Here is a 20873-nt window from a genome sequence, read left to right on the forward strand (position 1 = left end):
AATCCTCTTAATCTTTATTTATTCTGTTATTTTAATCGTGAAATGTAAATACTGAATCAGCTTAAGTTTTTCTTAAGCATCCATCATTACACTCCTTATTATCAGTACAAGGAGTGATTATGAACATGAATATTCAGGCACCTTACCAGTTGTTATTTTCTCAGAATGAGCAAGAAGAAAACGAACTGCGTCAATATATTCAGCGGGAATATAGACGTGAGTTCAATGCCACTATACCTCATTTTCTACCACATTTATTAGGACTGCATCGTGCTGATGGTGTCCTCGTGGGTGCCTGTGGCCTGAATAGTGGTGATTCAGGGTCACTCTATCTTGAGCGTTATTTGGACGCACCTATTGAGTCAGTTATTGCAATGCAAACAGGGCATTCGGTTTTACGTAGTCGTTTGGTTGAAATAGGTAACTTTGCTTGTTCGGAATCAGGAAATGCGCGAATTATGTTTGCGGCTATTTGCCGGTTGTTATGTGAGAACCAGCTTGATTACGTGGTGTTTACCGGCACCCGAAAATTACGCAATATTTTTCACCGATTAAATTTAAACCCACTAGAGCTTGCTCCTGCTCTGGCAAATCGTCTCGGCGAAGATGCTTTGGCATGGGGAGAATACTACCAGAGCCAGCCTTGTGTGATGGTTAGCGATTTAAATCAGGGCCGCCAAATTCTAAGTAAAACCAGCTTGTTACTTTCTTTGTTTGCGCCAATGCCCAGTATTTTTACATTTCAAATGAGAACACAACGATGATCCTTTTTGAACACTTAGCAAAAATGGCGATACAAGACCCTCTACGCCCTGCGCTGTGTGACAGTCATCAGGTGATTAACTACGGTGAATTACTACCAAAAATAGAGATGTTGGCAGAAAGACTCCGCCAGCAGAAAATAGCGCGACTCGCACTCTTGCTGGATAACGGCATTGATTGGGCTATTATCGATTTGGCTTGCGCATTAGCTCATATCGTTATTATACCAGTGCCCATTTTTTTCAGTAATGAACAGCAGAATTGGCTATTTGAGAGTAGCGGTGCGGATGCTCTGATTGGCCCCGCGCGTGCGGGTTGGGTCACAACCAAATCATTTGAATACGAACTGCAACGTCGTCAACCGGTATCTGTGCCCGAATTACGACCTCATACCGCAAAAATCACTTATACATCAGGAACCACGGGTCACCCCAAAGGGGTATGTCTGAGTTGGGAGCATATGATGCAAGTCAGCCTTTCGCTTATCGACAGGGTGGCGCCTGCCAACGTTCAACAGCATCTGACACTGCTGCCCCTTTCGACATTACTTGAAAACATTACCGGACTTTATGTCCCACTGCTAAGTGGCGCGTGTAGCCGTGTACCACCTCTTGCTGAAGTAGGCTTTACCGGTTCTAGCCAATTCTCTTATCAAATCTTTGCCCAAGCCATTCAACAGTGGCGTCCACACAGCTTGGTACTGGTTCCCGAACTATTACGTTTGTTGGTGATGTTGTGTGCCATAAACCCAGACCTGGCACAGAGTTTACGTTTTATTGCTGTTGGCGGTGGCAAGGTTGCAACGGATTTAGTGGCTAAATCACATCAATTAGGATTACCCGTTTATGAAGGATATGGGTTATCAGAATGTGGTTCGGTGGTTGCCCTGAATACGCAGGGAAGTATGTTGCCAGGCTCAGTGGGTAAGCCATTATCGCATTGTCAGATAAGCATCGCGCAAGATGGAGAAATTCTGATTTCTGGTTCAACCATGCTTGGCTATTTGGGCGAGCCAGCACCGGCACTTGCTCAAGCGACTGGCGATTTGGGGTATTTTGATAACCAGGGTTTCCTGCATATTACTGGCCGTAAAAAGAATGTTCAGATTACGGCGTTTGGTCGGAATTTCTCACCTGAATGGGTTGAAGCTGAAGCACAAGTTTTTCCAGCAATTTCTCGTATCGTCATCTTTGGTGATGGGTTAAGTGCCAATGTTGCCTTGATCCAACCGACACCGGGTTATGAAAATAGCCTTGCAGATCAAATATCTCAACTTAATAGCCGGTTGCCTGATTACGCGCAGGTTCACCACTATCTTCTAGCCCAACTAAGTGTAGAGAACGGGTTATTAACCAATAACGGGCGTCCAAAAAGGCAGCAAATCCTGTCGGAATATCACACCCGAATCCACCAATTAATTGCCGGGGATATTGTATGAATTTTTATCAACAATTACAGCATGATACTGCGGTGGATAGAGAAACGCTTCTTTCTGCACCGGTTATAGAGGCTTGTCGCAGTGGCAATATTAATGCCGAAATGTATATCGCCTTTTTGACCCAGGCCTTCTATCACGTTAGTCACACAGTCCCTTTATTGATGACGGCAGGTGGTCGGATGAACTCAGAGTATGAGTGGGTTCGCGGTGCTATTGCTGAATATATTGATGAAGAATATGGGCACCAGGAATGGATACTAAATGATATTCGCACTTGCGGTGGCAATGTGCAGGCCGTACGTGATGGTCAGCCGGTATTGGCGATAGAGTTAATGCTCGCCTTTCTCTACGATCATGTATCACGCCTAAACCCTATGGGTATTTTTGGTATGGTGCAGGTCCTGGAAGGGACCAGTGTTGCTATTGCAACCACGGTAGCCCAACAACTTAAACAAGGCTTGGGGTTGCCAGAAAAAGCGATGAGCTACCTCCGTTCACACGGCGAACTGGATAAAGAACACCTGGTTTTTTTTGAATCACTAATGAATAAGGTTGAAAAAATTGACGATCGGGCAGCGATTATTCACTCCGCCAAGGTGGTTTATCAGCTTTATGGGGATATGCTGCGTGGCCTGATGGGGCAACCGCAATGAAACTCAATAATAGCCGTATTCTACTGACCGGAGCCAGTGGCGGTATTGGTTGGGCACTGGCTCATGCATTGGCGAGGCAGGGCGCTTGTTTGATATTGCACGGACGCAATGAAATTGCTCTTACACAGCTTTTGAATACCTTACCCAATCCCGAGGATCATCAATTATGGGTCGCCGATCTTTGTGACTCAGCGGTATTGGCAAAACAGATTGAGGTACTTAGGGATCAACCCAGTATTGATATTTTAATCAATAATGCTGGTACCAATCACTTTGCGTGGCTTGAGGATCAAAGTGAGCAACAAATAGTACAGCAGTTATCACTGAATATTCAGGCGCCGATATTACTGACTCGAGCTTTGCTACCTTATATTAGTAAGCCCGGCATTATTATGAATATTGGTTCCAGCTTGGGTAGTATTGGTTATGCCGGATATAGCGTGTATTGCGCCAGTAAATTCGCCTTACGTGGTTTCAGTGAGGCGCTGGCCCGGGAATTAAGCGGTTCGGCCATCAATGTTCTCTATTTTGCGCCTCGAGCTACACAAACCACGCTTAATTCAACAGCTGTTTATGCCATGAATGCAGAATTAGGGACAAAAAGTGATAGTGCCGAATTTGTGGCTAAACAGGCGGTTATTGCACTTAATAAAAAAATAGCACGGCGATGGCTGGGATGGCCGGAGCAGTTCTTGGTCAAATTAAATGCAATTCTCCCCAGCGTTGTTGATAAAGCTCTCGCTAAGCAACACGCTATTATTGCCCGCCATGCTCATGCTTACAGTGATAAGAAGGATTCATAATGAAGACGTTAATATTATTATTCACTGTTCTTGGTAGTACTGAGGTTTATGCCCAGAGTGAATTGGCCGATATCCAAAATCAATGGGCTGTTTGCCAATATCAGGTGGCGGCAAAACAGAAAGAGTCCTGCCTGGAAAAACTCAGTACCGTGGCAGATAAAGCCAGTTCAGCCAACGGGTCACGTGCTGATCTATTAATTTGGTCAGCCATTATTAAAAGCAGTTGGGCAGGGGAGAAGGGGGGGCTGGGAGCATTGGATTTGGTTAAGGATGCGAAAGTTAAGCTGGAGCTGGCAATAAAACTCGATGCTAATGCGTTGGATGGATCTGCTTATACCAGCCTCGGAACCCTTTATTATCAAGTTCCCGGTTGGCCTATTGGTTTTGGTGATAAAAAACAAGCCGAACTGTTGTTAAAAAAAGCATTACAGGTGAACCCAACAGGTATAGATCCCAACTATTTCTATGGCGATTTTCTATTGGATCAAGGGCGCAAAGCGGATGCAAAAGTCTATTTACAAAAAGCACTAACTGCCCCAGTACGTTCAGGCAGAGAATTGGCAGATAAAGGCCGGCATCAGGATATTCAACAGCGGCTTGATAAACTCTGAAGTTTTACTCTAAAAGGCAGCGCTACGATGCACAGAGAACGGCATAGTATAGAAAAGATAGGCTGGCTCCGGGCTGCGGTTCTTGGTGCAAATGACGGGATTGTCTCTACCGCAAGTTTGTTATTGGGGGTCGCGTCAGCCAATGCAACACATCAGAGTATTCTTTTGACCGGCATTGCAGGTCTGGTTGCAGGTGCGATGTCGATGGCAACCGGGGAATATGTTTCTGTCTCTTCCCAGTCAGATACAGAAAAGGCCGCATTGGCGGAAGAGCAAGCGGAGCTGAACTCTGATTTCCAAGGTGAATATCGTGAGTTAACCTCGATTTATGTCCATCGTGGCCTTGATCTGGCACTGGCTAGGCAAGTGGCGGAAAAACTGATGAGTCATGATGCGTTAGGTGCTCACGCACGTGATGAACTGGGGATATCTGAAATCACCACCGCCCGCCCATTACAAGCGGCCTGGGCTTCTGCAATGAGTTTTTCTGCGGGCGCAATATTGCCCTTGTTGGTCGCGTTCATTGTCTCGGCTGACTGGGCAATTTCCGCTATTAGCCTATCAGCATTGACTTCTTTGGCTGTTCTGGGGGGGATTGCGGCGAAAGCAGGCGGAGCACCAATATGGCCAGGTATTCTTCGGATTACCTTCTGGAGTGCACTTGCTATGGGGGTATCATCGGGTGTTGGCATGCTATTTGGTTCGGTCACAAGCTGAAACCACAGTAGGACGGATCGAATAAATAGCCTTGATAATAGAGTTTTTTTATTTCAGTAGCTTAATGTTTACTTAATGTAATCGGTATAAATTGAAATATAAAAATTCAGAGGGTATGTCATGAACAAGAAATTTTCACCTAACCAAATTTTATTCCATTGGGTTATTTTTATTTTAGTTGTACTCACTTATGCCGCAATGGAATTGAAAGGATTTGCCGCCAAAGGCAGTGATATCCGTGAATTGATGATGACCCTGCATTATACGTTCGGAGTTAGCGTAATGATTTTAATGTTGGTCCGTATTATTCTAAAAATGACACATAAAGATCCTGATATCACTCCTACTCCTCCACGCTGGCAACTGGTTCTTTCAAAAGCCGTTCATGGAGTTTTATATCTTTTATTTATTAGTTTGCCATTCCTTGGTGTTTTGTCTCTGTATTATGGTCACGTCGAATGGTCATTTTTCTCGTATGCGATGCCAGTGGCAAGTGCTGAAAATAGTGTTATGCAGCATGATTTAAAAGAAATCCATGAATTTATTGCCAATGCGGGTTATTTCATTGTCGGTTTGCACGCTGCGGCAGCAATATTTCATCACTATATTATGCGCGACAATACATTGGTCAGAATTCTGCCAGGAAAACACTAAGTTATATAAAAGAGATTGTTGGGTAATCGATATTTATTCCTCTACTGCGGATATTCTTAAGCTGAATATCTGACAATTATTTTTGACAACAACCCGCTATTAATCTATTTATCGAGCACTCTTCTCCTCTACACTGTTTGCTGGTACTGCTCATTCGGTATCAGCTATTCATTCCCCAGAGAACACGTCAGCGTCCATCTAATTTCACCACCGTAATCCCTTTCGTCACTCTTTACTTAAAATTGTACAATTATTATTTTCTTGTACAACTTTACATAAATCCACTATGGTTAATCTATGGCTGTTTCAGGCAAGGTAAGTGTCATGGCGTTATATAGCATCAGTGAGGTTGCACAGCTTTGCGGTATTAACCCGGTAACATTGCGTGCCTGGCAACGGCGTTATGGCCTGTTAAAGCCTCAACGTACTGAAGGCGGACATCGACAGTTCAATGATGACGACATTAAACGTATCCGCAGTATTCTCCGCTGGATAGAACGCGGTGTGCCGGTTAGCCAGATTAAACCTCTACTCGACGGCGGCACGGTGCCTGATGACAGCACTAATTGGGTAACGCTCCAACAACAGTTGCTGGCTCTGATTCAGGCTCCTGCACCGCATAAACTCCGTAGCCGTATCTTTGAATTAGGACGCGAATATCCACCTCAGGCTCTGATTGAATATGTGCTAAGACCATTGCGTTCACAGCTTAAGAATGACCACCAATTGCTGCAGATGCTGTGTAGCCTGCTGGATGGGGTGATCATTGAGTATGCGACTTTTTGTATGCTCGGTGCACGTAAGAAGCCAGGGGAAAATGTATTGCTCTTGGGATGGGGAAATACCGATCCTACCGAGTTGTGGATGGCCGCCATCGTTCTGGCGAAAAACGATATGCATATCGATGTCTTGCCGGGATCGTTGGAATATCCACAGTTGGCAATGTTTAAGGCCGAGCGCTACTTCCTCTGCACTGATGGGGTGCTTAATACTGCCAAACGGCGGCAATTAACAGCTTGGTGCGATGCTGGTTTGAACATTACGCTTATCGATAACCATACTCCGCTAATCGTTGCTTCGGAGCACCACCATGAGTAACGCTGAAGCACTATTGGCTCGTTTTTCGCAATTCTATACCACACTGGATATAGCACGTCTGGCCAACTTATCTGATGTTTATCATCGCGATATTTACTTTGTCGATCCCGTCGGAGAACATCAGGGGTTAAGTTCACTTGAAGCTTATTTTCAGTTACTTATCAGTAATTTAAGTACCTGTAGCTTTACCCTTACGGACATCCAGCACCATGAGCAACAAGCCACTGTGTGCTGGCATATGACTTATTCCCATCCACGCCTACGCCGTGGCAGTTTGCTCAGTTTAGAGGGTATCAGCCAGCTACGTTTTGCTGAACAGCGAGTTATCTATCAGCGCGATTACTACGACCTGGGTGCGATGCTTTATGAACATATACCGCTGCTCGGCGGGGTTGTTGTCAAATTGAAGAAGAGGCTGAGAGCATGAAGCACGTGGTGATCACCGGGGCCACTTCCGGCATTGGTCAGCAACTGGCACTTGATTATGCCGCCGAGGGCTGGCTGGTGACCGCCTGTGGACGTGATGAAACTCGACTGATAGCACTTGGTGTGCATCACCCCACTATTGTAACGCGACGTTTCGATATAACCGATTTGTCTGAGACTCGCAAAGCTTTAGCGGACTGCTCGGCCGACCTGGTGATTTTATGTGCCGGAACCTGTGAATACCTTGATAACGGTGTCGTAGAGGCTGAGCGAGTTGCACGGGTGCTTAATACTAATTTTCTCGGGCCGATCAATTGTTTAGATGCTCTGTTACCACAGCTGTCGTCTGGGAGTCGGATCGCACTAGTGGGGTCAACAGCCAGCATGCTCCCTATGCCGCGGGCAGAAGCCTATGGAGCCTCAAAAGCGGCTCTTGCCTATTTTGCCCGTAGCCTGGCAGTGGATTTGGCAAAATCGGGTATTAATGTATCGCTGATATTACCTGGTTTTGTTGCCACACCGCTGACGGATCGCAATGATTTTGCCATGCCGATGATAATCACTTCTAAGCAGGCTTCGCACTATATTCGTTCTGGTCTGGCAAAAGGAGCGGCGGAAATTGCTTTTCCCCCACTGTTCGCCGCGCTGCTACGACTGGCAGGTCTACTTCCACAAGCTCTACAACGCTGGCTTGCCAAGCGTTTGGTGAGGTAATCCAATGAGAATTGCCATTATCGGTAGCGGGATTTCCGGTCTGACTTGTGCATGGAAATTAGCTAAAAAACATCAGGTTACACTGTTTGAAGCCAATGATTATCCCGGTGGGCATACCGCGACTGTAGATGTCACGTCGGAAGGGCGCAGCTACGCTATCGATACCGGATTTATTGTCTATAACGAGCGAACCTATCCGCAATTTATTGCTCTATTGGCTGAATTGGGCATCAGTGGCCAAGCCACAGAGATGAGCTTCTCGGTTACGCATCCACGTAGTGGACTGGAATATAACGGCCATACGCTTAATACTCTGTTTGCTCAGCGCCGTAACCTGCTGAATCCACGCTTTTATCGCCTTCTGGCAGAAATTGTACGCTTCAATCGCCAATGTAAGAAAAACCTGGCGAATGGCAGTGTTGTAACGCAAACGGTGGACGATTTTCTGCACCAAGAAGGTTTTTCCCACTATTTTTCTCAGCATTACTTGTTACCGATGGGGGCAGCTATCTGGTCTTCCTCCATGACTGACATGCGCCAGTTTCCATTTGCACTGTTTTTGCGTTTTTTCGATCACCATGGCCTATTGGACATCACCAACCGCCCACAGTGGTTTGTGGTGCCCGGCGGCTCGCGTGAGTATGTGCGCCGTATGTTGGCCGTGCTGGCAGATTGCATGACGCTGCACCTGAATACGCCAATCCAACGAGTTGAACGCCAATCACAAGGGGTGACACTTCATAGCTCCTTGGGGCAACAACATTTTGAACAGGTGATTTTTGCCTGCCATGCCGATCAGGCATTGTGTCTTCTGGCCGATGCCAGTCCGCAGGAACAAGGGGTTTTAGCTCAGTTGGGCTATCAAGCGAATGATGTCATTCTGCATACCGATATTCGCCTGCTGCCTCGCCAGCGCCGTGCCTGGGCCAGTTGGAATTATCGCTTACCTGTCAGCGACGAGCATGCAGAGAGCCAGCTCGCCAGCGTGACTTACAACATGAATATTCTGCAAGGCTTGGATGCGCCACAGACTTTTTGCGTCACACTCAACCCGCAACAACCGATTGAACCGGCGCTTATTCTGCGCCGCTTTAGTTACCATCACCCGGTATTCAATCAGACGACTGTACTGGCACAACAGCAGCGTTCGCTGATAAACGGGCAGCGCAATACTTGGTTCTGTGGGGCTTATTGGTATAACGGATTCCACGAGGATGGAGTACGCAGTGCGCTGGACGTCACGCAGGTTTTGTTGCAGGAGAACGCTACATGAATAGCGCCCTTTATGTTGGACATGTGCGCCATCGCCGTTTTAGTCCAGTTCAACACAGTTTTGATTATCGAATCTTTATGCCGCTGATTGATCTTGACGAACTGGCGCTGCTACCTGCTCAGGGCATTGCTTTGGAACGTTTTTCCCCTGCGTCGTTTTATCGTGGCGATTATCTGGGAGGTGGCGATATCAAGCATAAAGCCCAGGAACGTATTGCCGAATTGACCGGTGAAAGATTGGATGGTCGCGTTATGCTGCTGTGCCAGTTGCGCTATCTAGGGTGTTACTTCAATCCCGTCAACTTTTACTATTTATATAACAGTGATGACCAACTGCGCTGGTTGCTGGCCGAAGTCCGTAACACTCCGTGGAATGAACGCCATACCTACGCGGTGAATCCAGAGGGTACCTCAACCGTCGATAAAGTTTTTCATGTGTCACCGTTTAACCCGATGGACATGACCTACCACTGGCGGCTCTCAAGCCCCGCACAGCGGCTGCGCATTCATATTGAAAATCACCGCGCCTGTCGAGAATTTGACGCCACATTACTGCTTTATCGACACCCTCTTACGCGGGCAACGTTGCGCAGACAGTTATGGCTCCTGCCTTTAATGACACTGAAAACTGCCGCTGCCATTTACTGGCAGGCACTGAAATTATGGCTGAAACGTACACCCATTTACCCTCACCCCGCCGCTGGCGGCAAGGATAAACGATGAGTTCCTCAGAATACACCCTCGCCGACAGCACCCCTTTTTCGGGGCACAATAAAGGTGCACGTCGCATTATTTTTACCCTGCTACAACAGTTGCAAGGGGGAGGCTTATTACTGCGTGAAGTCGGTGTCGGTGAAATCCAGTTTGGTGATGCTCAGGCCCCCCTACAGGCTGAAATCGAGGTTGATGACCCACGGGTTTACCGCCGAATACTGTTGGGCGGCAGTATCGCTGGTGGAGAAAGCTACATTGACGGTTATTGGAATAGCCCTGACCTGACCCGCGTGCTTCAGTTGCTGGCCAGTAACATGCAGTTAGTCGATAAACTGGAGGCTCGTCTAAGTTGGCTGACTGCCCCCTGGCATCGGCTGGTGCACCTGTTGCGCGATAATAACCGGCGGCAGGTACGGCGCAATATTGCCGCACATTATGATCTGGGTAACTCGTTTTATCAGCAGTTTCTCGACAGTGAAATGCTCTACTCCAGCGCGTTGTACCGCGAAACACCGATGACGCTGGAACAGGCGCAACAGGCCAAAATGCGCCGTTTGTGCGAACAACTGGATTTACAACCGGAAGATCATCTGCTGGAGATTGGTACTGGCTGGGGAGCGTTGGCGGAATTTGCGGCGCGAGAGTATGGCTGCCGTGTCACCACCACGACTATCTCGCGGGAGCAGTACGATTATGCCCAGCAGCGTATTAAGCAAGCCGGATTAGGGGAGCGCGTGACACTACTGTTTGAGGATTACCGTGAGCTGAAGGGGCAATATGACAAACTGGTCTCGGTCGAAATGATCGAAGCGGTGGGTAAACGCTTTTTGCCTTTATTTATAAAACGGTGCCAGCAGTTACTCAAACCTAAAGGCAAAATGGTGTTACAGGCGATCACTATTACCGACCAGCGTTATCAGCAATACAGCAGCAATGTGGATTTTATCCAGCGATACGTCTTCCCTGGGGGCTTTTTGCCTTCCATAACCGCGCTGTGCAATACCCTCACGCGGCACAGTGATCTGGTGGTGTGTGATCTGTTTGATATGGGGCGAGATTATGCCCGTACGCTGCAAGAATGGCGTGAGCGTTTTGAGCAGAACTGGCCAGTATTACACCATCAAGGATTTGACGAGCGTTTTCAGCGCCAGTGGCGATTTTACCTGTGCTATTGCGAAGCCGGTTTTCTGGCGCGCTCGATCAGTACCGTACAACTAAGTGCTGAACGCCGATGAAGCCGGGCGATAATTTTATTGTCGTCCACTATCAGACTTAAGTATCCGGTTGGTTGCAGACCGTTGAGAGGTATCTGATGAATATCAAAAGTCTATTACTGGCTTTGCTGTTTTTACTGGCTGGGTGCAGTGCCGATATCAATGACTATCAAAACAATAAACCTACTTTCGATTTGTTTGGCTACTTCAGCGGCGAAACGCGCGCCTGGGGGATGTTGCAGAATTATCAGAATAAACAGACTCGCCGTTTTGAGGTGGTGATCCAAGGAGATGTTGTCGGCAATACCCTGACGCTCAACGAGAAGTTTGTTTTTGATGATGGCGAGCACCAGACTCGTATCTGGCGCATCATCAAAAAGGCGGATGGCAGTTATCAGGGGACGGCGGGGGATATCATCGGCGTGGCTCAGGGTTATACCGCGGGTAATGCTTTCAACTGGCGTTATGATATGGATGTGAAAACAGATAACGGCAGCATAAAACTGCACTTTGATGACTGGCTATATCGCCAGGACTATACCCATTTGTTCAACCAGACATCACTGCGCAAATTTGGTGTTGAAGTTGCCAAAGTGACACTGTTCTTTGAAAAGAAAAGCTAATGTCTATTGGCGGGCTTATTAGTTCTGCCCAATCTTATCGCTAGGTTATCAAATCCCCAGTTCATAGCTACTATGGGGAGAGTGATGAGGCGATATCAACAGGCTCGGCGAACCATAGAGGAACCTTTGCGAGCGCAGTTCCACAATGGAAGGTCTGGTTCGATACCAAAAATTGAGTCGGTCATCTTGTTTATCTTTTAAATTCAATTTTTAGAGGTATTGTGATTAACATTGATTTATTCCATCATTGATAGTGTTAGTTATGAGCATGTGAATCTGTAAGGTGTTATGGCATAAGAAAAAAATCTAATAGAGGACACTGTTGAATCTTTGATCATGTCCGAGTCAAATCAATGACTGGAGTGTTGACGATGATTAAGCCAGATATACCTACGAATGAAATTCTGCGGCAGTTAACCTTGGATTCGCTGTCTGTATTGGGCGCTACTGGTGTGGCAAACCTCGATCAGGTAACTCGCCTTGCAGCTAAATTTTTTGGTGTGGAAATTGCTTTAGTCTCTCTAATTGACCGTGATCGTCAGTGGTTTTTGTCGCGCGTTGGATTAGAGGCGCAAGAGACAGCAAGAGATATCTCTTTTTGTGGACATGCTATTTTGCAGTCGGGGACTTTTATTGTCCCAGATACACTGACAGATCTGCGTTTCAGTGATAATCCGCTCGTTACGGGATACCCCAATATTCGATTTTATGCCGGACAACCGTTGTTATCCCTTAAAGGCTTGCCAATGGGGACTTTGTGTCTGATTGCTCACCAACCGAGAGCTTTTTCGCCACAAGATATTGCTGACTTATGTGATTTCTCTGCAATTGTTGAAGAGTACTTACACTGCGTTGAGCGAAAAAAATACACAGCGAATTTAGAGTCTAATCTGAAGTGCAGTGAATCATTATTTGAACAAACTTTTTCTCAGGCTGCGGTTGGGATGGCCCTGGTTGCCCTTAATGGTTACTGGCTAAGAGGTAACTCGCAACTTTGTGAAATATTACGTTATTCTGAACATGAATTACTCGCACTGACCTTCCAAGATATTACGCATCCAGATGATCTGGATGCTGATTTAAAACTGCTACATCAATTATTGGCGGGCAGTATTCCATCCTATTCAATGGAAAAACGCTTTTTTCGCTCAGACAGAAAGACTGTCTGGGTGCAAATGTCTGTGGCATTGAGTCGCCAATCTGATGGTTCTCCCCATCATTTCATTACAGTAATTGTCGATATTACTGAACGTAAAGATGTTGAGGTGGCTCTGTATGCTTTGCAGGATGAACTTGAGGATAGAATAGAGCTAAGAACCAAAGAGTTAAATACTGTAGTTGATAAACTCAATCTTGAAATTGAGAGCAGGGCTATGGCGCAAAGTTTACTCAATGCAGAAAAGGAACGTTTACGCGCAATTACAGATAATATGCCAGCATTAATTAGCCAGGTTGATGCTAACGAAGTCTATCTGTTTGCCAATAATACTTTTATGAAGTGGTTTGGTTTTGATGAGGCAACACTTAAAAACATGCATCTTAGTGACTTTATGGGAGAAAAAGCCTATGACACTGCTAAGCCAATGATTGAGAAAGTATTAAATGGGCATACCGTCAGTTTTGAAAATGAACTCCGCCCGTATTTTGGTCTGATGATGGTTCGCACCACGTTAGTACCTTGTGACAATGGCGGTTTCTATATTCTGTCTATGGATATTAGCGAGCTTAAAGCACTGCAACAACGTTCAGACTATGAAGCCAATCACGATATACTCACAGGGTTGCCTAATCGTCGGGCTTTTTTATACCAGTTGGCATCAAGTATTAAGAACAATACCACGGCGGGTCAGCACATAGCGTTGTTATTCCTCGACCTAGATGACTTCAAAAAAATCAATGATACTAAAGGCCATGATTTCGGTGATTTGGTGTTAATGACTGTTGCTGATATTTTGTCTGAGAAGTTAATGTCCAAGGGCTACCTGGCCCGACTGGGGGGGGATGAGTTTACCGTGATTCTCTCAAATCTGTCTGACCCCGAGGCCCAGGTAAAGCAAGTCTGTGAAGATGTATTATCGCAATTATCAACAGTAGTGCGTGTTGGTGATACCGATATGCATTTATCCATCAGTATTGGTGCAACGATTTCCTCGGGTAGCGAGGCTGCGGGCAATGAATTGTTAGCACATGCAGATATGGCTATGTATCGTGCAAAATTAGCAGGAAAAGGTTCGTATTCAATTTATTAATATTTTTGTACAGTGACGTGACTGTTGTTGACGAGTCAATAACAGTGATGACTAGCCTCTAAGGAGGCATCGTGATTATTGGTAACATATATGCATGGCCCATGAGCAGGTTGATTTCAATCAGTCATAACAACTCATTTCTCATGCCAATATTAATAATCTTGATCTGAGTGTTTCCAATGACCAGTTGAAAACAGCCATGATGCATGTGCCGGATGGACGTATTCACTTACGTAATCTCTTCATGCCTCCTTATTTCAATCTTACGATGTCATCGTAACTGATTCCCAATGTGCTCGGCCCATCATGCTGGAACGAGTCATTCTGGTAACCCCGAGAAAAGTGATGCCAATATTATCAGTTGGTAGCCTGAAAAATAGACAGTGTAATTCAGGCTACTTTCTCGTCATTAATACGATACAACCCTTTTAATAACAGCGCTTAGCATTAATTTTGCAAGCAAGTAATGAGCGAGGGAATTGCCGGCGACAACTCTCTTTCTTGAGCTGTGTTTAGGTGTAACACGTAGAGCAGCTGCAATGCTGCTACCTGGGTATTTGACCAGTAAAATCCTTCGCCAAGACTTGCATTCCCGGAAGGCCACCCGTGCACTGTTTCAAATTGGCCGAGTGGCGTGGTAGCTTGAAGACTAATCAACTGGATTAATGTCGGCACATATACACTGCCGCCGCACAGCTGAGTAGCAGCGAAGGTATACTCGTATCGTCCCCAACTCTCATTATTGATGGTTATTGCTGACCCACCGGGCCACTCTGTCTGGAGTATAGGCCGTTTGTAGGTCCGGCTGTTCGCAATCACGGTTTCCGACATGTGGCCATACATATTTGCCAGAGGCGTGTCTGGGCTGGTCACAATGGCAAATATCACGTCCGTAGAGGCGGTTGTCGTCCCAGAAGTGGCTGTAATGGTAGTTTTTACACCCAGCCCGCCCGGTTGAGTCACCGCTATAGTCACTGTGCCATCGGGGCCGGTGACAAATAACCCTCCAAGATTGGTATTATCCAGCAACAATGGACCGCTGGTGCCTGTCCAGCCACCAGTGTTACCTTGGCGATCAACGGTAGCGGATGCCGCGAAACTGATGAAAGCGCCCGAAACAGGATTACCCCCACTGTCTCTGGCCGTTACCGTCATATTGATGACTCCTCCTTCTACATACGCCGTATTTTTATCAAGGGTTATTTCCAGCGGGTTTGTTGGCGGCACAGTGTCCACGACCAGTGCATATTCAGTTGTGTAGATCTGTGCCCCTGCCGTGGTCGGCAACCCTGTCACGCTGCTGATTGTCAGCGGTGCACTTACTGTCAGTGCTAACGTCTCGCCAGAGAAGTTGTTTCCCAACGGCGCAGCCAACTGGGCCGCCGTCAGCGCCGTTCCGTTGTGTGTCCAGGTTAGCGTAGCACCAGGGAAATCGAGTTGCTCACTCAACCCGCTATCACCGTCCGCATCCTGCAAGACCGGGTTCGTGATATCGGGTGAAACACTGAACTGATTGGGTATCAATGCTTGCCCCAGCGTGGCATTGTCTGTCACCAGCGTCGCTCCATCTGGGAGCAATGCCTGCAACGTTACCGTCCCCGTTGGCGCACGGCCCTGTATTTGTCCAGTATTATCACTCAGTACCGCCCATCCCGGAGTGACTGCCAGCCCCACCCAGATCACTAGCAGTAGTAGAGTCTCCTTCAGCCCGCGGTAATCTGGCCGGGTCTTTGTCTTTCTCATTTCAGTGTCCTTTTCTTGTCCTGACTCAGCACCCGCTTCTGCGGGGACTCAGGCAGATCCTGTCATCGATGACAGTCAACCGTCCTGAATACGGGCAGGAAAACCTGCCCATGAGGGGGGTGGGGCCATACCCTGGGATTAGTTGTAATCCACTGCTAAATTGAAGCCCTGCACGCCGTCTGCCGAGCCCGTTAGCACGGTACCTACTATATTCGTCGGTACAGTGAAGTTGCCGTTGCTCACGCTGGTGTCAAAACCGGTCCCCGGAGCAACTGTGCCCGTAGTCGCACTGGTGCCCACCAGACGCCAGTTATAAGTGACGTTGGCGGTCAGGTCCGCACCGGACACGCTGTCCGTCAGCCTGAACACATAGGACTCACCCACGCTCAGATTAGCTGTCGAGCCAATCAGGTTGGTGGTGAAGGTTGCGTCGCTGGCGAGGTAAATGCCCGGCGTGACGCCCGCGTTCGATCCGGTACCTGGAGCAACAGGCCCTGGCAGTGTCGCCGTTGGGTTCCCCGGTCCGGCAACACCGGTGTCCGCGACTGTTATCGTCTGCCCTGCTATCGGGTCACCCGATGCCGAATACTCCTGTATCACTACCTTTATCGCATTCGCACCAATGGCTGCACCTGGGATGGTCAGCACACTGGTTCCTGATGTTCCCCCGGTTGACGGGGTGTTCACAATACCGCCTGTAATCAGTGTGTCTGCACCACTATTGACGTAATACCAGCTCACATGCGTGGTCGATGCGTCGGCATCTCCGTCATTGTCGAAATAGCCATAGGTTAGGGTCACGGTATCGCCGGTAGCCAGCGTGGTACCGGTGGCGTTGCTGCTCAGGTCAATGGCATGGACTGCGTTGTTGGACGGTGCAATTAGTTCCGGAGCTGTTCCCTGAATAGTGCCGGTTGGGAGAGTTAGTACCGCATAGGCGCTGCCCATGGTGTAGCCGGCAATCGCCAGAGCCAGCACCAGTTTTTTCAGTGTGAAGGTCTTTGTACTGTGCATTGTTCTCTGTTTCCTTGGTTAGTCATCAATGATGATGGGGAGTATTACTCTGTTACGAGTCGTCACTGCCCCGGTCAGATGGTCTGTTAAAATCCGACGTCTAGTTAAAGTTCACCTTGAGGGTGAAGCCCTGGTCACCTGGGGTCGCACCGGAGCTGGACGCACTGTTAACCGGCACGGTGTAGGTGTCGCCGGTCGCCCCTGCAATGGCGTGGTTGCTCAGTGTTACCACGGTACTGCTGCCATTCGCTGTGGTGTTGCTGCCGTCCAGTTGCCACTGAATACTGCTCAGGGTGGTCGTCAGGTTGGTTTCACCCGTATCCCACACACCGTTGTTGTTGCTGTCATTCCAGGCTCGGAAGATATAGGTCGCCCCCACCTGCGGGTGAGTACCGGAACGGGCATAATCGATGGCCCCGCTGCCGGCAGCCGGTGAATCAGACTGCAGGAAGATACCGCCGGCTACATCAGCACCCGGTGCCACCGGCCCTGGTAGTGTGGGAGTTCCTCCCCCGCCGAGGCTGGTGTCGGCAACACTAATCGTGGATCCACTGACCGGGTCACCCGTGGCTGAATATTCCTGTAGGGTGACGCTGATGGCGGATGCCCCTATCGCACCGGCTGGCAAGGTAATGGTCGAGGTGCCAGTCCCCCCCGATGTCGCCGCCGGGGCATTCACCGGCGTAATGGTTACGGGTAAACCGCTGCCGGCATCAATGTAAAGCCAGACCACAGTGGTGAGTGAGTTATCTAGGTCACCGTCACTGTCGTTGTATTTATAGGTCATCACCAGCGTGTCCCCGGTGGTCAGTCTGTCCGGGCTCGCATAAGTCCCGCTGAAGTCCACCGCGGCAACAGCATTATTGGATGGAGCACTCAGGACCGGCGCACTCCCTTGGACCGACGCCGTGGCCGCGGTGCTGGCAGCTTGAGCGGCACTGAATGAAGTGCCCGTGATGGCCAGTGCCAGTGCCAGTTTCTTTAGCGTAAAATTCATTTTCATCCGTTATCTTTTCCTCTCTATCTGTCTGTTGTACTGCTTGGTGCGAAGCCAGCGTAAATTGATGAGTGTGACGCTTTGGTCTACCAGTTCACCTTCAGACCAAACCCCTGATCGCCACAGGCCACACCGCTGTTGCTGCTGCCATTGGTACGTGGCGTAAACTGATAACCCGTCACCCCGGTATCATGGTTGTTCAGGGTGATGGCGCAGCCCGCCGTATTGGTGCCATCCAGCGCCCAGTGCACCTCTGTTGCCGGAATAGTGGCCGTAATGTCGGTATTGGCTGCATCAAACAGCTTCACGGTATAGACCACCCCGACTTGGGGATGGGCTCCACTGGTCAGCAGGTCGACCCCAGATGGGTCCTGAATTTCAGCTCTGGTGACCAGTGTGGGGCCACTACTGGTAAAGCTGACTGTCTGCGGTGCAGTCACTCCGTAGACTCCCAGATCGGCCTGGACCAGGAAGGTTCCCAGCTGGGTGCTGACCAGTTCTGCCACGTAGTGGTTGATGCCACTGCGCACCTCAGTCTGAACCTGCACCATCTGAACGCAGGGCTGCGGGAGGCCCAACGCATCCACCGGACAGGAGCTTCCTGGGGCAACCCATGCCACCGGTGTCCCGCTGGTCGCATCGATCACTTGCCAGACAGGTTGTAGCTGCGGGTCATTGATCAGTTGTCCTAGGTGGTCTTCAAGGTGGGCCGCCAGCACAATGGCATCGGTCGCCAGACCGGAGGCAGGTACACTACCAGCACTCTCCAGCACCAACTGCCCAAGCCGTTGCTGTCCGACCATAATGTCCACCGGGTTCGAGGTCGCCTGACGGCCTCTCTCGTCCACCACGGTGAGCGCCAGTTGATAACGGTTCGTTGCCGCCGGTGCCGGGTTCCAGGCCGGCAGAGTAATTTGCCAGCCCTGATGATTATCGACACCCGCCGTCGCCAACAGGGCCAGCGGCACTGTGTCACCCTGCCAGCTCACACTGGCAATCGGGTATTTGCCGTTGACCAACGGTTGCATCAGATACACATCACCCTCCAGCAAAGTGGCCGGTACCGCGGCTAAGTCCAGCATCAACAAACCGGCCTTTTCCTTGTACTCCAGAACAATGTCGTAATTACGGTCAACCCGGTCGTAGCGACTGCCCATCAGTGAACGCATGGCGGCCACATTGTCCGGGTCGAGCTGTTTGCTCAGGGCAGTGCCTATCTGGTAGTTCATTTGCAGGTCAACCTGTGCTTCCTTCTGCCCCTGCTGGCCTTCCTTGTGGCTCACTTTTAACGTGGTCAGCGGGAATGGGGTGTAATCCAGTCCCAGCGTGACGGCTCGCGGGTCTTTTTGCAGATGCTCTTTGCCGAACAGGGCCACTTCATCGCCGTAGTACTGCTCATAGACCACGGATGCCCCCAGATGTGGATAAGCTGGCAGGTAACCTTGTAGCCGGACATCAAACCCTTTGGCCGGACGTTCCAGATAGTCATCAAAATCTTTGGAATCTTTCCAGCCGGAGAGGGGGTGATAGAAGTTGGTCGCCAACCGGAGTGACTCGGTCCACAGCTCCGCACCTAGCCCCAGACGGCTGTGATTGCGGCTGAAGTCCTGGTCAAGAAAGGTGTTGTAACCCAGCAGCCAGTTGCCCTTATCCCAGCGCAGGCCAGCACCAAAGTTGCCAATAGTGCGGCTGTCCTGGTCATGAATACCAACCTGTGAGAAGGCCACCATGGCGTCGTTTTCATACCAGGGGGTAAATAGAGAGAAGGTGCTTTTACTGAAATCCCCGTGGTCATCCACGGCAATGCTGACCTGTGCCTGGCCGAATTTTCCCAGTAAGTCTTGTGCCTGCTGCTGCAATGGGTTAATGGCTTGGGATTTTGCCCAGCTCCCAGCCTGATTTTTGACCTGGTCCTGCGTCATACCATTCCAGTCCTGCGCGCCTACGTTTTGTAGGGTTCCTGCCACCTTCATTGCATCGGTATCTGGCTGGGATACTGGATCGTTGCCCATCCCCAATTCGGGCAGATTATTGGCAAGGGGGGCCACGACTGAGGCATCGACGGGGAACAGAGGTGAGTCTGCGGGAAGTAGCAGGCTTTCGCCCACCTCTAAGGTATCGCGCTGGTCGAGGCTGCCGTGATTGAGACGGCGCAGTTCAGTCACTTGTATCCCGCTTTGCAGAGCGAGTTGGTAGAGGCTGGTTGGTTTTTCCACGGTGTAAATACGAGAGGATGATGCCGCGGCATGTCCGGGCACGGGTAGGAACCCCAGAGTTAACATGCCACTTCCTGCCAGCAATGAGGCAATAACAGAAAGTCGGAAGGTTTTTATCATTGATTCATTCCTTTGACTAATAGTGTGAGCCCTGCACCTTGGATTAAATAAGGGCCGCAATACCTAAATATTAGGTAGAGGCAATGATTGTCTATTAACAACTTTTTGTTCAGTGTCAGACTTTGAAAGTAAAAATAGCCGAATCTTCCTAAGTTAATAATCAGTAATGTCTGGGCTGAATATTATTTCTCTGAATTTAAATTCAATCTTATAAGATAAATCTCAAATCAATAAATACAGGTTGTAATGATGAAAAATTTACACTGCGAAGTCGTGTAAATAGCATGCAAAAGGTCCATTTGTTTTTTTGTCTCAATTATTTCCATAAGTCGATTTTTTATATTAAACACGATATTAAAGGTCTGGGTTACATTTATTATTCGATTTATCAAGCTAAAAATACAACTTTAAATAAAATAAAATATCATAAAAATAATAACCTCTAATTAATGATGCTGTTTTATTTGAAAAAGCCAGTTCAATCAATTGGTGGGGTGGTTATTTTCGGGTTTTTATTTTTATGCAAAAAATATGATATTAATCAATAAAAGAAAATGACCAATAATATCTTTATTAAAGTAGCGATTTTATTAAATTTTAGGAGTGACAAATGTGAGGGAAAAGTTATTTACTAGTAATATATTGCTTCTCTAACTTACCAACTGATAAAGGGTATATAGTCCAATGGGGTGAAGACGCAGGCTAAACGTGTGGTGAGTATTTTAAAAGTCGATTATCGAACCCTTGTGTACATTGCATGCTGATTACCGATTGAAATGGTTCCTTTTAGACTGTGGCTAAAATGTAGTTGTAATGGTTGATTGTCAGATATTGA

The 20873-nt window shown here is 48.3% G+C and carries 19 protein-coding genes and 1 pseudogene; 16 read left to right on the forward strand and 4 right to left on the reverse strand.

The window, feature by feature from the left end:
- Positions 1-119 precede the first annotated feature (119 nt).
- The 16 genes and pseudogenes from DJ58_RS13330 to DJ58_RS23875 form a co-directional block, all read left to right on the forward strand.
- Complete coding sequence (locus DJ58_RS13330; RefSeq protein WP_004706889.1) at positions 120-764, forward strand: thermostable hemolysin; 645 nt, start codon at positions 120-122, stop codon at positions 762-764.
- Positions 761-2200, forward strand: a complete 1440-nt coding sequence (locus DJ58_RS13325; RefSeq protein ID WP_032910322.1) for an AMP-dependent synthetase/ligase — start codon at positions 761-763, stop codon at positions 2198-2200. The genes DJ58_RS13330 and DJ58_RS13325 overlap by 4 nt, the downstream gene beginning before the upstream one ends.
- The gene (locus DJ58_RS13320; protein WP_050413876.1) at positions 2197-2853 is read left to right on the forward strand and encodes an iron-containing redox enzyme family protein; all 657 of its coding nucleotides are present in this window, start codon (positions 2197-2199) and stop codon (positions 2851-2853) included. The genes DJ58_RS13325 and DJ58_RS13320 overlap by 4 nt, the downstream gene beginning before the upstream one ends.
- The gene (locus tag DJ58_RS13315; protein ID WP_032910321.1) at positions 2850-3656 is read left to right on the forward strand and encodes an SDR family oxidoreductase; all 807 of its coding nucleotides are present in this window, start codon (positions 2850-2852) and stop codon (positions 3654-3656) included. The genes DJ58_RS13320 and DJ58_RS13315 overlap by 4 nt, the downstream gene beginning before the upstream one ends.
- A complete protein-coding gene (locus tag DJ58_RS13310) occupies positions 3656-4267 on the forward strand; it encodes a tetratricopeptide repeat protein (RefSeq protein ID WP_172460448.1) in 612 nt (203 codons plus the stop codon). Before DJ58_RS13315 ends, DJ58_RS13310 begins: the two co-directional genes overlap by 1 nt.
- Before the next feature lie 27 nt (positions 4268-4294).
- On the forward strand, positions 4295-4984 hold the full coding sequence (locus DJ58_RS13305; RefSeq protein ID WP_032910319.1) for a VIT1/CCC1 transporter family protein: 690 nt from the start codon (positions 4295-4297) through the stop codon (positions 4982-4984).
- Positions 4985-5104: 120 nt separating this feature from the next.
- A complete protein-coding gene (locus DJ58_RS13300; RefSeq protein ID WP_004706884.1) occupies positions 5105-5638 on the forward strand; it encodes a cytochrome b in 534 nt (177 codons plus the stop codon).
- Between the two features lie 324 nt (positions 5639-5962).
- Positions 5963-6736 carry a MerR family transcriptional regulator gene (locus DJ58_RS13295; protein ID WP_032910318.1) on the forward strand — a complete coding sequence of 258 codons (774 nt, stop codon included), beginning with the start codon at positions 5963-5965 and terminating at the stop codon, positions 6734-6736.
- A complete protein-coding gene (locus DJ58_RS13290) occupies positions 6729-7163 on the forward strand; it encodes a nuclear transport factor 2 family protein (RefSeq protein ID WP_050413875.1) in 435 nt (144 codons plus the stop codon). The genes DJ58_RS13295 and DJ58_RS13290 overlap by 8 nt, the downstream gene beginning before the upstream one ends.
- A complete protein-coding gene (locus tag DJ58_RS13285) occupies positions 7160-7876 on the forward strand; it encodes an SDR family NAD(P)-dependent oxidoreductase (protein ID WP_032910316.1) in 717 nt (238 codons plus the stop codon). The genes DJ58_RS13290 and DJ58_RS13285 overlap by 4 nt, the downstream gene beginning before the upstream one ends.
- Positions 7877-7880: 4 nt before the next feature.
- Positions 7881-9149, forward strand: coding sequence for an NAD(P)/FAD-dependent oxidoreductase (locus DJ58_RS13280; protein ID WP_004706880.1), 1269 nt, complete (start codon positions 7881-7883; stop codon positions 9147-9149).
- Complete coding sequence (locus DJ58_RS13275; RefSeq protein ID WP_032910315.1) at positions 9146-9871, forward strand: DUF1365 domain-containing protein; 726 nt, start codon at positions 9146-9148, stop codon at positions 9869-9871. The genes DJ58_RS13280 and DJ58_RS13275 overlap by 4 nt, the downstream gene beginning before the upstream one ends.
- Positions 9868-11097: an SAM-dependent methyltransferase gene (locus tag DJ58_RS13270; RefSeq protein ID WP_032910314.1), complete on the forward strand. Its 1230-nt coding sequence runs from the start codon at positions 9868-9870 to the stop codon at positions 11095-11097. Before DJ58_RS13275 ends, DJ58_RS13270 begins: the two co-directional genes overlap by 4 nt.
- Before the next feature lie 77 nt (positions 11098-11174).
- Positions 11175-11699, forward strand: a complete 525-nt coding sequence (locus DJ58_RS13265; RefSeq protein WP_004706877.1) for a DUF3833 domain-containing protein — start codon at positions 11175-11177, stop codon at positions 11697-11699.
- Between the two features lie 371 nt (positions 11700-12070).
- A complete protein-coding gene (locus DJ58_RS13260; protein ID WP_032910313.1) occupies positions 12071-13948 on the forward strand; it encodes a diguanylate cyclase domain-containing protein in 1878 nt (625 codons plus the stop codon).
- A gap of 151 nt (positions 13949-14099) precedes the next feature.
- Positions 14100-14270 (forward strand): annotated as a pseudogene (locus DJ58_RS23875) (ParA family protein); the annotation flags it as partial.
- A gap of 125 nt (positions 14271-14395) precedes the next feature.
- On the opposite strand, the gene DJ58_RS13255 reads toward DJ58_RS23875, so the two are convergent.
- The 4 genes from DJ58_RS13255 to DJ58_RS13240 all read right to left on the reverse strand — a co-directional run bounded on the left by DJ58_RS13255 (position 14396) and on the right by DJ58_RS13240 (position 20038).
- Positions 14396-15691, reverse strand: coding sequence for an adhesion domain-containing protein (locus tag DJ58_RS13255; RefSeq protein WP_032910312.1), 1296 nt, complete (start codon positions 15689-15691; stop codon positions 14396-14398).
- Between the two features lie 138 nt (positions 15692-15829).
- Complete coding sequence (locus DJ58_RS13250; protein ID WP_004706874.1) at positions 15830-16705, reverse strand: SinI family autotransporter-associated protein; 876 nt, start codon at positions 16703-16705, stop codon at positions 15830-15832.
- 100 nt (positions 16706-16805) lie between these two features.
- A complete protein-coding gene (locus DJ58_RS13245) occupies positions 16806-17708 on the reverse strand; it encodes a SinI family autotransporter-associated protein (RefSeq protein ID WP_004706873.1) in 903 nt (300 codons plus the stop codon).
- Positions 17709-17788: 80 nt separating this feature from the next.
- Entirely contained in the window at positions 17789-20038 is a 2250-nt protein-coding gene (locus DJ58_RS13240; RefSeq protein ID WP_004706872.1) for an inverse autotransporter beta domain-containing protein, read from the reverse strand.
- Positions 20039-20873 lie beyond the last annotated feature (835 nt).

The sequence above is a fragment of the Yersinia frederiksenii ATCC 33641 genome (assembly GCF_000754805.1).
Taxonomy (GTDB): domain Bacteria; phylum Pseudomonadota; class Gammaproteobacteria; order Enterobacterales; family Enterobacteriaceae; genus Yersinia; species Yersinia frederiksenii.

Coding starts and splice junctions, on each gene's coding strand:
- DJ58_RS13265 (WP_004706877.1), top strand. CDS start 11,175: ATGAATATCAAAAGTCTATTACTGGCTTTGCTGTTTTTACTGGCTGGG.
- DJ58_RS13250 (WP_004706874.1), bottom strand. CDS start 16,705: ATGCACAGTACAAAGACCTTCACACTGAAAAAACTGGTGCTGGCTCTG.
- DJ58_RS13295 (WP_032910318.1), top strand. CDS start 5,963: ATGGCGTTATATAGCATCAGTGAGGTTGCACAGCTTTGCGGTATTAAC.
- DJ58_RS13285 (WP_032910316.1), top strand. CDS start 7,160: ATGAAGCACGTGGTGATCACCGGGGCCACTTCCGGCATTGGTCAGCAA.
- DJ58_RS13305 (WP_032910319.1), top strand. CDS start 4,295: ATGCACAGAGAACGGCATAGTATAGAAAAGATAGGCTGGCTCCGGGCT.
- DJ58_RS13290 (WP_050413875.1), top strand. CDS start 6,729: ATGAGTAACGCTGAAGCACTATTGGCTCGTTTTTCGCAATTCTATACC.
- DJ58_RS13325 (WP_032910322.1), top strand. CDS start 761: ATGATCCTTTTTGAACACTTAGCAAAAATGGCGATACAAGACCCTCTA.
- DJ58_RS13245 (WP_004706873.1), bottom strand. CDS start 17,708: ATGAAAATGAATTTTACGCTAAAGAAACTGGCACTGGCACTGGCCATC.
- DJ58_RS13315 (WP_032910321.1), top strand. CDS start 2,850: ATGAAACTCAATAATAGCCGTATTCTACTGACCGGAGCCAGTGGCGGT.
- DJ58_RS13255 (WP_032910312.1), bottom strand. CDS start 15,691: ATGAGAAAGACAAAGACCCGGCCAGATTACCGCGGGCTGAAGGAGACT.
- DJ58_RS13275 (WP_032910315.1), top strand. CDS start 9,146: ATGAATAGCGCCCTTTATGTTGGACATGTGCGCCATCGCCGTTTTAGT.
- DJ58_RS13280 (WP_004706880.1), top strand. CDS start 7,881: ATGAGAATTGCCATTATCGGTAGCGGGATTTCCGGTCTGACTTGTGCA.
- DJ58_RS13310 (WP_172460448.1), top strand. CDS start 3,656: ATGAAGACGTTAATATTATTATTCACTGTTCTTGGTAGTACTGAGGTT.
- DJ58_RS13320 (WP_050413876.1), top strand. CDS start 2,197: ATGAATTTTTATCAACAATTACAGCATGATACTGCGGTGGATAGAGAA.
- DJ58_RS13330 (WP_004706889.1), top strand. CDS start 120: ATGAACATGAATATTCAGGCACCTTACCAGTTGTTATTTTCTCAGAAT.
- DJ58_RS13300 (WP_004706884.1), top strand. CDS start 5,105: ATGAACAAGAAATTTTCACCTAACCAAATTTTATTCCATTGGGTTATT.
- DJ58_RS13240 (WP_004706872.1), bottom strand. CDS start 20,038: ATGATAAAAACCTTCCGACTTTCTGTTATTGCCTCATTGCTGGCAGGA.
- DJ58_RS13260 (WP_032910313.1), top strand. CDS start 12,071: ATGATTAAGCCAGATATACCTACGAATGAAATTCTGCGGCAGTTAACC.
- DJ58_RS13270 (WP_032910314.1), top strand. CDS start 9,868: ATGAGTTCCTCAGAATACACCCTCGCCGACAGCACCCCTTTTTCGGGG.